Below are 13,033 nucleotides of genomic sequence, written 5' to 3' on the forward strand. Positions count from 1 at the left end.
GCAGGGGTCCTTGCGGGTTCGGCGTGTGTCAGCCGTCCGACTCCGGCGACGGGATGTACGCGCCGGGTACGTCGTTCGGGGCGTGGATCTTCTTCTCGCCGGGGTACGGGCGCGTCCAGTTGTGGGTCTGGTACCAGGTGAGGTGGTTCATCTGGGCCGGGTTGGCGTAGTCGGGGATGGCGTGGGGGCCGGTCAGGTGCTGCTTGGACTTCCAGGCCTCCCACGCGGCGGCGAGGGACTTCTTGTCCGCCGGTACCTTCGCCGACGGTACGGCCGCCGCCTCGGGGTCCTGTGCGGCGGGGGTGTCCACGCCGCAGGACGGCGGGGTCTTGAGGCCGTCGGTCAGTGAGGTGCGGTTGGGCAGGGCGGTGAACGGGGTGTAGTCGGGGTGCCGGGTGAACGCGCCCCGCATGGGGGTGGCCGCGCTGTCCTTCTGGTTCATCGGGTGGATCCCGAGGATCTGCTCGATGGTGCGGATCATCGTGATCTGCGAGTAGTAACGGCTGTCGACGGTGCCGTGTCGGGCCCAGGGGCTGATGATCTGGACCGGGGCGCGGTGGCCGTCGACGTGGTCGAGGCCGGCCTGGGAGTCGTCCTCGACGACGAAGATCGCCGAGTCCTTCCAGTACTTGCTGTGGGAGATCCTGTCGATGATCTTGCCGGTGGCGAGGTCGTTGTCGGCGACCTGGGCGGCCGGGCTCGCCGGGCCGCCGGTGTGGTCGCTGGAGAGCCAGAACATGTTCAGGTTCGCCGGCCCGTTCTTCTCGAAGTCCTGCTTCCAGATCTGGTACCGGTACAGGTCCGGGACGCTGGTGTCGAACTTCGGGAAGCCGGGCACCGACACGCTGTTGAGCGACGGGATCGGCGAGGAGGAGTTCAGGGGGTAGGCGGTGGCCTGGCCGGTCGCGTCCATGTTCTTGGCGTCGCAGTACAGGTTCTGCCAGCTGGCGCCGGACGGCTTCGTCAGGAACTGCTGGAACTCGCCGAAGTCCCGCACGCTCTTGCCGGCCGCCTGCGCGCCCGTCCACAGGAAGCCGGTCTTCTGGTGGCCGAGGGCGTCGTCCTCGGTGTCGTAGCTGCGCTTGTACTCACCGGCCGAGGATTCGGTGTACTCGGGGTTGTCGGCCTGCATGAGCCAGTTGTGGCCCTCGGCGGAGTTGGTGCCGATGTCGTAGGTGTTGTCGTACAGCCCGAACTGCTCGGCCAGGGCGTGCTGGTTGGGCGTCACGTTCTCGCCGAACTGCGTCAGCGAGGGGTCGCCGTTGCCCTGGGGGATGTCACCGAAGACCTGGTCGTAGGTGCGGTTCTCCTTGACGATCAGGAAGACGTGCTTGATCGTCGACAGATCGCCGATCCGTGCCGGGACCGGCTGCGCCTTGGCGTGGCCGTGCCCCTTGGCCAGCGGGACGGAGCCGGGGCTCCAGCCGTTCTGCTGGAAGACCTTGGCGGTCTGGGAGCGGATGACACGGTCGCTGGGCAGGGTGAACTGCGTCAGGCTGGAGGTCGTGTCGTGGGTGCCGCGGCCGGCGCTGTCGGGGCGGCGGGCGTCGATGCCGCGGGTGTGGGAGACGACGACCTTGTTGCCCACGGTGACGATCTCGGCGGGGAAGTAGTCCGTCGGGAGGAGGCCGAGGTAACTGACCGGCTCCTGCGGGGAGGTGTACCGGTAGACAGCGACGGCGTTGGCGCGGCCGAGCGTCACCAGCAGGTGGCCGTCGTCGGTGAGGGTCACGGCGTCGGGTTCGTAGCCGACCGAGGCCTCCGGCCACGGCTGGGTGGAGATGGTCTGTACGACCTTGTCCCCGGCGGTGTCGATGACCGACACGTTGTTGTCGGCGGTATTGGTGACGAACACCGCGCCGTGCCGGGCGTACACGGCGGTCGGGTGCAGGCCGACGTCGATGGTGCCGACGGCGGCGGACGGGTCGGCCAGGTCGATGACGCTGACCGTGCCGGTGGTGGTGGCACCGGTGCTCGGGTCGGCGGGCACCTGGGTGCCGTAGGAGTTGAGCGTGGAGTCACCGGCCTTCGCGGGTCGTCCGCCCTCGTTGCTGACGTAGAGCTTGTCGCCGGACCGGGCCATGCCGCGCGGGGCGTTTCCCACCGTCCAGCTCTGCTTGACGGCCCCGGTCGCCGCGTCGATCGCCACCACCCGGTTCTGGCCGTTGACCGCGGCGTACACGGTGGAGCCGTCGGCGGAGAACACCGCCGCGGCGACCAGGGCCTGCTTGCCGCCGTCGGCCGGGATTTTGACGGTCACCGGGTCGGCGAGGGTGCCGTCCGCGTTCACGGTGAACCTGGTGTATCCGTCGGCCTGGCCCAGCCACAGCTGCTTGCCGTCGGGTGAGTACGTCGGGCCCTCCTGGCCGACGGAGCCGCTGCTGATGCGCAGGTCGTCGGCGGCGTTCGCGCCGACACGCTGCTTGATCCGCCCGGTGGCGAGGTCCACGACGACCAGCGCGGCGTCGCCGTCGGTGAGCGCGGCGGCGAGGTGGCTGCCGTCGGGGCTGACCGTCGACGACATGATCTTGCCGTCGTCGATGACGAGGCGATCGCCGTACGGGGCGATGTACTGGTCGGCGGAGACGACCTGGCCCCTGTCGGTGACCTGGCCGACCTGGTCGGTGCCGAACTGGCGGGTCTCGGCGACGGCGGTGCCGGTGGCCAGGGCTGCCGTGGTGATGCAGGCGGTGACCAGCGTGGCCCGGCGGCTGACACGTCTGCCCAGCAGGTCGTAGTACTTCTTCTCGGCCTGCCGGCGGCGGCGTGCTATCTGCATGACGTCATTCCTTCGCGGATTCGGAGAGTTCGGGGGGTGGCCGGAGAGGAAGAGTTCAGGGGGCCGGGGAGGCCGGGGAGGTGGAGAGCGGGTCGACGTCGCCGTCGAACTGCCACAGCGGGTTCGGTGCGTCTCCGGTCGAAGTCCGCACCAGGAAGTAGCCGTTCACTTCCTTCGGCCCGTCGCCGTCGGCGACGAACCGCCCGTCCGCCGCGATGTCGAGCTGGTAGACGGCCGACCCGGTGGCCGCGACGCCCGGCAGCTGCCAGGAGACGACACACCGCCAGTCGTTGCCCGGGCCCCGGGCGCCGTCCTGGACACCGGCCTTGGTGCACGCCGCCGCGGTCCTCAACTGCGCCTCGGTGACAGCGGGCCGGTGGAGCTGGTCGGTCTGCATGCGGTACAGGTGGGCGAACTCGGTGGCGAGCGCGTGCTGCACCTCGGCCCGCTCGATCCCGGAGCCGGTGGCCGTGGTCGTCGCCGCCACGACCGCGACGGTCGCGCCGAGCAGACCCACGAGCGGCAGGGCGGCCGTGGTGACCGCGCGGCGCGCCGAGCCGTCGTCGGTGGGATTGGTGAAGTCGCGCCGCAGGAAGAGGACGTAGGCCAGCGCCGTCGCCGCCACGGCCCACAGCAGACTGACGCCGATGCTGATGAGGAGCGGGGTGAGCTGCGCGGGGCTGGTGAACAGGCCGTTCCAGGTGAGGAAGGCGTCACCGGGCAGGGCGAGGCGTACGGCGACGGGCAGCGGCAGCAGCTGGGCGAACTGCATCGCGGGCGCGACGATCGCGGGCAGCAGCAGACCCATGGGGGAGCGCCCGAGCGCGACCGACCCGAGGAGCCCGATTCCGGCGAGGGCCAGGGTCGGGGCGAGCACACAGGCCCAGGCGAGCAGGACCGTGCCGGCGGCGTCCCCCGGCGCGAGCAGATGGCCGTCGAGGCCGACCAGTGGCTGATCGCCGACGGCCACCAGCCCGCCGACCGTGCTGGAGACGGCCGGCCCGGCCACGAGCAGCAGCACGACGGTGAGGCCGGCCAGTGCCTTCGCCGCGAAGATCCGCCGGGGCGAGCGGACGGCGACGAGAAGGTGGCGCCAGGTGCCGAGCCGGTCCTCGGCGGCGAACACGTCGCCGGCCACGACGGAGGTGAGCAGCGGAAGCGCCCAGGTGCCGGCGAAACCGAGCGTGACCAGCGGCCCGGCCCACCCGGTGGCGTGCATCCAGCGGCCGAAGAGGGTGTCCGTGGGCAGCGTGCTCTGCGCGCTCACCCCGGCCACGAAGAGCGCCGGCGCGATCCAGCAGGCCAGGAGCAGGAGGCGGATCCGCCACTGGGAGAGGAGCTTGACGACTTCGAAGCGGTAGCTCCGGGCGACTGTGACGCGCCCTGACGCGGTGGTGTGCGCCCGCGCGGAGGGGACGGCGGCGGGGGTGGAGCTCGCCGTGGGGGTCGTGGTTGCGGTCATCGACCGTTCTCCTGCCGCTGGGCGTCCGTCTTCTGCTCGGTCAGGGCCAGGAACGCCGCCTCCAACGGGGAGACCAGCGGGGCGAGTTCGCGCAGCGCGACGCCCTCGTGGACGAGCCGCGCCACCAGGTCGTCGAGGGCGGGCACCAGCGCGCGCACCACCAGCACCTCCCCGCCCCGGCCTGGCGTGGTGTCGTCGGACAGGCGGACTCCCGGCGCGTGGGCGGCCAGCCGGCGTGCGCGCTCCGGGTCGGACGTCGTCAGCCGGTAGTCGAGTTCACGGTTCTCGGCGGCCAGCTTGCCCAGCGGCCCGGAGAAGACGATCCGCCCGGTCGCGAGGATCGTGACCTCGGAACACAGGGCCTCCAGGTCGTCCATGCGGTGGCTGGAGAGCACGACGCTCGTTCCCTCCCGCGCGAGCCGGGTGAGAACACCGTGGACGTGCTTCTTCCCGGCCGGGTCCAGGCCGTTGGAGGGCTCGTCCAGGACGAGAAGCCGCGGCTTGGTGAGCAAGGCCGCGGCGAGGCCGAGCCGTTGGCGCATGCCCAGCGAGAAGCCGCGGGTGCGGTCGTCGGCGACGTCCGTGAGCCCCACCTGTGCCAGTGCGTCGTCGATCCCGGCCGACCGCCTGCCGTCGCCCCGCAGAGCGGCGAGCGCGGCGAGGTTCTGCCGGGCGGTGAGCGAGGGGTACAGCCCCGGCCCGTCCACGAACCCGGCGACGCCGCCCGGCGCTTCGAACGCCCGGCCCACCGGCGTGCCGAGGACCTCCAGACGTCCGCTGTCGGCCACGGCCAGGCCGAGAAGGAGGCCGAGCAACGTCGTCTTGCCGGCGCCGTTCGGACCGACCAGGCCGTGGATCTGTCCTCGCGCCACATCCAGGTCGACGCCGTCGAGCGCGACGACATCGCCGTAGCACTTGGTGATGCCGCGAGCCCGGATGGCGAGCTGTGAGTCCATGAGCCCCTTCTTTCGGGAAGCCTCATGGACCCTAGGAAGCGCACACGACACTGACAGGGCGCACCGGTTGAACGCTCAGGGAACGGAACACCAAACGGGAGTCAATGGGCGCCCGCCGAGCCGGTGGTCGTCGTCGTCACGCTTCGACAGGTGGACGGTACGTCAGTTTCGAGGCGGGGTCTGGTCCGTGCGGGCACGGATCGTGGTGGAGGTGCGGCCGACCGGACGGTGGCGGCCTTGTCGTGGGGGCCGGCGGGACCGTGCCGCTGCTTGAGCTTGGTGGCGCACCACTGGACGGCGTTGCGCACCGACCCCGACCGAACCGACCGGATCGCCACCACCCGCACCCGTCCGGCCCCGCCGGGACCCGGACACCGTCTGCGGGCCGGCCGGACACCGGTTGGCCTGGGCCTTCGAACCTGCTGATGCGGCTACAGGGTCTTTCGGGGTAGACGGGAACCATGTTCTTCTTCAGTAACCGGATCGGCTGCCTGGGTTCCCTGCTCATCAGCGCGACAGCGACCGTCATTCTCTACATGATCTTCGCGCGCTGACTCCGCCGCTCAGCCGCCGGGTCGGTGATGAGGGGCCGGCGGCAATGGATGCCGACCGGGGCCCTCCCGGTGATGTGGGGAGCGACCTGCTTGTCAGTCTGGGTTGACAGGGGCGGCCTGTCAACCCAGACTGACAAGCATGGAACCGGGAGATCTCTCAGAACGCCTCAGGTCGCACGACCCGGCGGTCGGGCTGCGCGCGGTGGGCGCCCTGCACCGGCTGGCCGAGCAGGTGGAAGCGGCCGCCGTGGCACGCGCCAGGGAACAGGGGTGGTCCTGGGAGCAGATCGGAGACGCCCTCGGCGTGTCCCGCCAGTCCGTCCACGCCAAGTACGGGAAGTGAGACGACAGTGTTCGAACATTTCGCGGCCGGTGCCCGCACGGCAGTCAGCTCGGCGGTCGAAGAAGCCAGGCTGCGCGGCGACCGCCGCATCGGCACCGAGCACCTCCTCCTCGGTGTGCTCCACGAGCCCGGCTCGGTCACCGTCCGGGCCTTCGGCGCCGACGTGGAGACCGCGCGTACCGCTCTCGGTGCCCTCGACCGCTCCGCACTGGCCGCGATCGGCATCGACGTCCAGGGAATCGAACGCCCACCGATTCCTGCCTCGCGCAAACGCACACCCTTCACCTCCGGCGCCCGCTCGGTCCTTCCGCGCGCCCTCGCCGAGGTGAGGAAGAGCGGCAGCCGGCGCATCGCACCGGAGCACCTGCTGCTCGCACTCCTAGACTGTGAGAAGCCGGATCCCGCGGCGGATCTCATGGCACAGCTCGGGATCGACCGCGCAGCCGTACGGGCCCGCATCCGGCAGACGGGCTGCTGAGACGTCAGACGGCCGGCGGAACAGCCGGTCCGGCGCGGGGACCGCCTCGCCCGCGCCCAGCGTGCCGGAGTGCGCGTCCAGGTGGGCGTCGCAGTCGTCCGGTGTGACGCCCCTGGATCGGGGGTCCGGCCCTGGATCAGCAGCAGGCGGCGTGGACCAGGGTCTCCTCGCTGCCCAGGCGGGCGGCGCGGGTGTCCGGGTACATCGAGGTCTCGCCGTCCGACCAGCGGATGACGAGATCGTCGGTACGGCCGTTGCCGGTGAACTCGCCGGTCGTCATGACCGTGTCGTGCTTCCAGAGGTCGTTCTTGGCCAGGATGCGCTGTTCCCTGCCCAGGCCCGACGTGCCGGTGCCGGCATAGTTGTCGAGCTCGCCGTCGGTCCAGCGCACCATGAGGTCCCACTCGGCGCCGCCGGAGTACTCGCCGGCGGTCAGCAGGGTGGCGCCCCGCCAGGTGTCGTTCTTGCCCTTGAGCCGGTGCTCCTGGCCGAAGGTGCCGGCGCTGACGTTCGTGTAGAGGGTGACCTCGCCATCGGTCCAGCGCACGATCAGGTCGGTGACGTACGGGGAGGAGCCGAAGCGGCCCGCGGCGATCTGGGCCGCGTCCTTCCAGAGGTCGTTGGGCTTGATCATCTGGGTGCCGGACCGGTTCAGGCCCTTGGTGCCGACATCGCCGTACAGCGTCACCTCGCCGTCGGTCCAGCGCACCAGCAGGTCGAACCGGTTCGAGCCGGTGAAGTCGCCCGCGGTGATGGTCACCGCGTGCTTCCAGGTGCCGTTCTGTCCCAGCAGCCGCCGCTCACCGGTGAACCGGCCCTTGCCGTCACTGTTGTACAGCGTGGTCTCACCGTCGTCCCACACCACGATCATGTCGCTGTGGCCGGTGCCGTTGAAGTCACCGGAAGCCATCAGCTTGGCGTGCTTCCAGGCTGAACCGGTTCCCATGGTGTACGGCAGGCGCGGTTGCTGGTAGGGGCCGTAGTCGGGGTTGTGTCCCTGCTGGGCGTCGGCGTAGAGCTTGAAGAAGCGGTCGCCGTACAGCGGGCTGTAGCTGATCTCGTTGTACCGGTGGTCGGTCTGCGGTACGTCCGGGCCGCCCTGCATGAAGCCGCCCACGTTGCCGATGATCGTGCCGGTGTCGCCGGCGCCGTCGAGCTTGGAGAACCACGGCCCGCCGGACACCCCGCCCCACATGCCCCCGCAGTTGATCTGCATCTGGTAGTAGCCGGACAGTGCGGTCGTGGAGACGCCGGGGCAGCGGACCGCCTGGTCCTGCGGGTTGTGCGCGATCTTCGGGTAGCCGATGACGGTGACCCGGTTGGCGTAGCCGGGCGTACGGGCGAGCGTGTTGGCGCCCACGACGTCCTGGACGTTCTTGCGGCCGTTGGGCTTCAGGCTCGCGAAGGCGTAGTCCAGGTCGGAGTTCTTGCTCTTGTCCGAGGCGTACCGCTTGTCACGGAACCACTTGTCGACCGCCCAGACCCCGTTGGGCTGCTGGGCCGCGCTCTTGGTGTGGTCGTACATGGGTACGAACATGGACTTCGCGCCGACACAGTGCCCGGCGGTGAGGATCAGATTGTGCCCACCGCTGCGCACCACACTGGCCGAACAGCGGTGGCCCTTCACGCCCGCTCCGGTGGTGAAGATCGTGCCGACGGACTTGATGCCCTTGAAGTGCTGGGCGGTGATGCCGGTGGCGGAACCCCGCTGCCGGGCCGCGGCCAAGTTCTTCGGCGGGGCGGTGCGGCCCGAGGGGTCGGTGGCCGCGGCCAGACGCCCGGGCGTCCAGAAGCGGATGGCGTCCTGGGCCGTCCAGTCGCCGTCGGCGGTCGGCACCGGCGTGACGGAGGCCGAGGGCTCGGCCGCGGCACCGGCCGAGAGCGTCGGCGTGGGGGCATCGCTGTGCGAGGGCACCGACGCGCTGGGCCCGGCCGGAGCGCTCGGCGCCGGTCTGCCCGGAACGGGGGCCGCGGCGGCCCGGGCCGCCGCGGCGTTGCCCAGCAGCAGCGCGGTGCTCAGCGCCGCGGCAGCCCCCAGACGTATTCGTGTATCGAGCATTCTGGTTTCTCCTACTGAGGCAGGCCGGACGGCGGCACGAGGACTTGAAGGCAGGCCACTGCCACGCGACAGACGGCAAGGCGCTGTCGCGGACTCCGACGTGTGCTCTTCCGCCGACGGTCCGTGCCGTGGTGGCGGCGCACCCCCCGGTGCATTCCCCCGTGCCGCCGTGCGGCGGCTGTCGACCGACCGTGGTCAGCGGTCGCAGCGACCATGGTCGCACAGCCGCCGTATGCGGGAGGTACACGTCGGTTCACGCGCTGCGCGTCAATGGACATGCTCCTCATCGCAGTTGGGGCGAGCCCAGCTCGATGCCGGCGCCGCACACCTGCGCCCGCACATGACGTCCCTTGGCATCCGTCATCCTGACGAGGGAACCGTCCTTGGTGTGCGGGGGCACCACGGTGATGCTGGGGTCGTACTCGGCCGCAACCTCGCAACCGTCGCCCGGAGCGGGCGTCGCCGCGTAGAAGAGCGGGAACTCGACGGTGTGGCCCGGGTTCAGCTCGAGGTGGACCGGTGTGGCCCCCTTCTTCGGCTTCCCGTCGGCCGACGGCCCCTTGCCGATGTACACGTCGATGTCCGGGTAGCCGTCGAAGGCGCAGGACTTCGCTCCCTTGTTCTCGGCGCTCAGCGTGGCCGCCGGCGTGGTCTGCCGCTTGCCGGGCAGACGGGTCATCTTCCAGCCCAGCTGGGACGTCCGGCATACGGCGGGACGAGCGTCGGACGAGCCGTGGTCGTTGCCGCAGGCCGCGGTCCCCAGCAGTACCAGCAGGCCGAGAGCGGGGACTGCCAGTGTCCGCCGTGCCATGAGGATTCCCCTGGTGAAGGCACCCCTGCGGGACCCGGCGCCACCGCTCCTGCCTCACCGGACAGCTAGATGCGGGCAATGCGGGCGAGGTTCCAGAAGACGCCGGTCAGCGCGCCCGCGCCGGCTTGCACAGCAGCCGCTACTGCCGCTTCAGCCGCTCCAGGCGCTACTGCCGGTCGCGGGTTCGTCGTCGGCCGAGGTGTACGTCACCCTCCGGGCGTCCGCCACCGGTCCCGGTGCTCCACCGTCAGGTGACCCACGCACGGGTTGCGGAACTCGCCCTGCCCGACACCCGCGGTCAGCCGCGCACGTGCAGCCCGAAACCTGTGCGGCCCGCGGGCTCCAGACCCTCCTTCAGGTGCAGGGAGGGGATCTCGTAGTCACCGAAGTTCTGCCGCCGGAACGCGATCGGCTCGGTCGACTCCAGCGTGAGCAGGCGCTGCTCCCAGGCTTTGGCGACGTCCGGGTAGTCCTCGCCGGTCATCCGGTCGGCGCCGTACAGCACGAACGGCGGCAGCACCTCGATGCCCGGGTAGTAGAGGATGCCGTGGTGGATCGGGAACAGCAGGTCGTCGATGGGGCCGTTGATCCCGCGAGGGGCGTAATGCGATTCCGGGCCGCCGGCGGTCACCGACAGCAGAGCCTTCCTGCCCGCGAGGGTGCCTTCGCCGAAGCGTTCGCCGTACCTGGTGTCGCTGTGCTCGCCGACGCCGTACGCGAAGCGGTAGGTGAACACCCGGTCCACCCAGCCTTTGAGGATGGCGGGCATCGTGTACCACCACAGCGGGAACTGGAAGATGATCGTGTCTGCCCACAGCAGCTTCTCCTGCTCGGCGAGGACGTCCGGGGTGAGCGTCCCGGCGTCGAAGGCGCGCCCCGAGTCCAGGGCGACCTTCAGCGGATTCGAGGCGTGGGGGCCGTAGTCCGCGGCGTCCACGACCGCCTTCCAGTTCATCGCGTACAGATCGCTCACCCGTACCTCGTGCCCCGCGCTCTCCAATGTGGACACCGCGAGGTCCTTCAGTGAGCTGTTGAGCGACTTCGGCTCCGGGTGGGCGTGGACGATCAGCGTTTTCATGAGAACTCCTCCGGATCGGATGCCTCGATGGTCGGCGCCGCGGCGCCCGGTGTTCAGGGGCGCCTCTTCCGTCGGACGGGAGTTCCTGGTACTGGCAGGGCCACTCTCACGCCGCAGCACGGAGGCGATACTGGACGCATGGACGATCTTGCGGGCTTCCTGCGGACCCGGCGCTCCCGGGTCGACCCGGCGGCGGTCGGCATCCCCGCCGGCAGCCGCCGCCGGGTCGAGGGGCTGCGCCGCGAAGAGGTCGCACACCTGTCCGGGGTCAGTGTCGACTACTACGTACGCCTGGAGCAGGGGCGCGCGACCCAGCCCTCCGACCAGGTCCTCGACGCGCTCGCCCACGTCCTCGGCCTCGACGAGACCGAACGTGCGCACCTCTACCGGCTCGCCCGGCAGCGCCACCGCCGCACGAAGGCGCCGGGCGGCCGGGTTCGGCCCGAGCTGCTGCGCGTCCTCGACCTGGTCGCCGACGCACCCGCGCTGATCATGAACCACCGCCTGGACGTGCTCGCCGGGAACCGCCTCGCCGGACTCCTCTTCGGCCGGCCGCTGCCGGGCCTGAACACCGCCCGGCACATCTTCCTCGAGGAGGCCGAGCGCGGCCTGTACGCGGACTGGGACCAATGCACCCTCGACGTGGTCGGGCACCTGCGCCTGGCCGCCGGTAAGTACCCCGATGACCCTGGCTTGACCTCGCTCATCGGAGAGCTGGCGATGGGCAGCGAGCGCTTCCGCCGCCTCTGGGCCCGCGCGGACGTACGTGCCCGCACCCATGGACGCAAGGCATACCGGCACCCGCTGGTCGGACTGCTGGAACTGCACCAGGAGAACTTCGCCCTGCCCGACGCGTCGGGCACGGAGTTGCTGGTGCTGTCCGCGGCTCCCGGCAGCCCCGCCGAGGACGGGCTGCGCCTTCTCGCGGGCCTGGGCGCGGCCGGCGGTGACGCGCATCCCCCGGTGAAGGCGCAGGTCCGCGAGTAACTCTCGCCGTGCACGCCTGGGCGCACGCCCGCGTGCGCTGGTACGCCCCCTTCATGGCCGGACGGCATTCGTGCCCGATCGACGTGCGATAACAGGGACTTCCGGGTGTCGGTACGGCTGCCATGGCGTCCAACCGCCCCCGGAGCGCGGCATACGATGAACCGGCGGGCGCGAGGCAGGAGGGGACGATGTGAGCGGGGCGGGGGAACCACGGCCGATGCAGATCTCGTCGTGGCAGCAGGCCGAGCACAACGCGGCACGCTACATGCGGCACTGGGGTTACACCGACGCCGTCGCGCGTCCGGGTGGGCCCGACGCGGGCATCGATGTCCGGGCACGGGGCGCGCTGGGGCAGGTGAAGTACCAGGCCGTCCAGGTCGGACGGCCGGAGCTCCAGCGTTTCGTCGGCGCGCGGCCCAAGGGGTCGACGGCTCAGTTGATCTTCTTCACAGGCAGCGACTACACGCCGACCGCCGTCGCCTACGCGCGGGAGTGGGACATCGCCCTGTTCCGGTACGGCCTCGACGGCACGATGACCCCGGTCAACGACAATGCCCGCCGGATCCACCGCCGGTCCGCCTCCGCCCCCACCGGCCCCACGGCCCGACCCGCTCCCGGGCGGGCGCCGGCTGCCGACCTGGGCTTCTGGCAGCGCCACTGGCGCGTGGTCGTCGGCGTCCTGCTGCTGATGGCCCCGCTGGGCTCGATCGGCGACGAGAAGACCTACACCGGCCCGCCGGCCGTGGACGTGCTCAAGTTCCTCGGCATCCTGGCCGCCTGCTGGCTTCTGGGCGCGTATCTGCTGGCCACCCGGGGCGGCCGGCGCGTGCGGGTGTGGACCCGCCCGTTGCGGGTGCGGGTCTCCCGGGACAGCGCGCGGCCGGACCGTTCCGGTGTCTTGTCCGCGCTGACCGCACCGGTGCAGGAAGCACTGGTGACCGAGGCGGCGCGGCTCCTCTCCGCCGGCCGCAGGCAGCACCAGGTCGACCGGATGCTCCGGGAGCGCGGGATGGGCTTCCTGGAGCGCGGCCGGATCCTCACCGAGGCCAAGAAGCTGGCCGGAGGCCGCTGAGACGGGCCAGTACCGCGGCTGCGACGGCGCCCCCGACCACCCCGGCCCGGCCGAGCGGTCCGCGTGCGGGACGCCGGCACCCATCGCCGCGGGTCACTGGCATCCTCCGGAATGATCAGCGTCCGGCATGCACCCGACGGAGGGCGCTGACGAACTGCTCCACAGACTCGGCACGCTGACCGTCCAAACGCGCGAGCGTGCGGAGCCGTAGCGCTCGAGACCGAGCTGGGGCCGCGACTCATGCGCCCTCACACCCCTTCTTGTTTCGCCAACCGACCCTGGTGTTATCGCACGAGGTCGTCGAGGTGCGCAGTCCACAGGGTCGGGAGACCTCTTGTGCGTTCGCCCATGGGCGTTACCGTGGTGTTGTGGCTTCCGAACCGACAGCAGCGGCCGATGCGGCCCCCAGCGCGATCGACTCCGTGAGTGTCCTGAGCGAGGGCTCGCGGCGGCG

General features: G+C 71.0%; 10 protein-coding genes. 4 read left to right on the forward strand and 6 right to left on the reverse strand.

Annotation, left to right across the window (positions count from 1 at the left end; genetic code table 11):
• Nucleotides 1-28 precede the first annotated feature (28 nt).
• The 3 genes from AB0F03_RS30110 to AB0F03_RS30120 are packed head-to-tail and all read right to left on the reverse strand — an operon-like array spanning nucleotide 29 to nucleotide 5,197.
• Nucleotides 29-2,779, reverse strand: a complete 2,751-nt coding sequence (locus AB0F03_RS30110) for a bifunctional YncE family protein/alkaline phosphatase family protein (RefSeq protein ID WP_361997507.1) — start codon at nucleotides 2,777-2,779, stop codon at nucleotides 29-31.
• A gap of 55 nt (nucleotides 2,780-2,834) precedes the next feature.
• The gene (locus AB0F03_RS30115; RefSeq protein WP_361997509.1) at nucleotides 2,835-4,241 is read right to left on the reverse strand and encodes an ABC transporter permease; all 1,407 of its coding nucleotides are present in this window, start codon (nucleotides 4,239-4,241) and stop codon (nucleotides 2,835-2,837) included.
• The gene (locus AB0F03_RS30120; protein ID WP_361997511.1) at nucleotides 4,238-5,197 is read right to left on the reverse strand and encodes an ABC transporter ATP-binding protein; all 960 of its coding nucleotides are present in this window, start codon (nucleotides 5,195-5,197) and stop codon (nucleotides 4,238-4,240) included. Before AB0F03_RS30120 ends, AB0F03_RS30115 begins: the two co-directional genes overlap by 4 nt.
• A 693-nt stretch (nucleotides 5,198-5,890) precedes the next feature.
• On the opposite strand from AB0F03_RS30120, the gene AB0F03_RS30125 reads away from it, so the two are divergent.
• Nucleotides 5,891-6,094 (forward strand): helix-turn-helix domain-containing protein, encoded by a 204-nt coding sequence (locus AB0F03_RS30125; RefSeq protein ID WP_361997513.1) that lies wholly within the window; start codon nucleotides 5,891-5,893, stop codon nucleotides 6,092-6,094.
• A gap of 7 nt (nucleotides 6,095-6,101) precedes the next feature.
• On the forward strand, nucleotides 6,102-6,572 hold the full coding sequence (locus AB0F03_RS30130; protein WP_361997515.1) for a Clp protease N-terminal domain-containing protein: 471 nt from the start codon (nucleotides 6,102-6,104) through the stop codon (nucleotides 6,570-6,572).
• Nucleotides 6,573-6,708: 136 nt separating this feature from the next.
• Here AB0F03_RS30130 and AB0F03_RS30135 read toward each other — a convergent pair whose 3' ends face one another.
• The 3 genes from AB0F03_RS30135 to AB0F03_RS30145 all read right to left on the reverse strand — a co-directional run bounded on the left by AB0F03_RS30135 (nucleotide 6,709) and on the right by AB0F03_RS30145 (nucleotide 10,520).
• Nucleotides 6,709-8,631: an FG-GAP-like repeat-containing protein gene (locus AB0F03_RS30135; RefSeq protein ID WP_361997517.1), complete on the reverse strand. Its 1,923-nt coding sequence runs from the start codon at nucleotides 8,629-8,631 to the stop codon at nucleotides 6,709-6,711.
• Between the two features lie 283 nt (nucleotides 8,632-8,914).
• Nucleotides 8,915-9,442, reverse strand: coding sequence for a DUF4232 domain-containing protein (locus tag AB0F03_RS30140; protein ID WP_361997519.1), 528 nt, complete (start codon nucleotides 9,440-9,442; stop codon nucleotides 8,915-8,917).
• Nucleotides 9,443-9,740: 298 nt separating this feature from the next.
• A complete protein-coding gene (locus AB0F03_RS30145) occupies nucleotides 9,741-10,520 on the reverse strand; it encodes an NAD(P)H-dependent oxidoreductase (RefSeq protein WP_361997521.1) in 780 nt (259 codons plus the stop codon).
• 138 nt (nucleotides 10,521-10,658) lie between these two features.
• Between AB0F03_RS30145 and AB0F03_RS30150 the strand changes: the two genes are divergently transcribed.
• Nucleotides 10,659-11,507 carry a helix-turn-helix transcriptional regulator gene (locus AB0F03_RS30150; RefSeq protein WP_361997523.1) on the forward strand — a complete coding sequence of 283 codons (849 nt, stop codon included), beginning with the start codon at nucleotides 10,659-10,661 and terminating at the stop codon, nucleotides 11,505-11,507.
• Between the two features lie 217 nt (nucleotides 11,508-11,724).
• On the forward strand, nucleotides 11,725-12,579 hold the full coding sequence (locus AB0F03_RS30155) for a restriction endonuclease (RefSeq protein ID WP_361997525.1): 855 nt from the start codon (nucleotides 11,725-11,727) through the stop codon (nucleotides 12,577-12,579).
• The last annotated feature ends 454 nt before the right edge of the window (nucleotides 12,580-13,033 follow it).

The sequence above is a fragment of the Streptomyces sp. NPDC028722 genome (assembly GCF_040637655.1).
Lineage (GTDB): Bacteria > Actinomycetota > Actinomycetes > Streptomycetales > Streptomycetaceae > Streptomyces.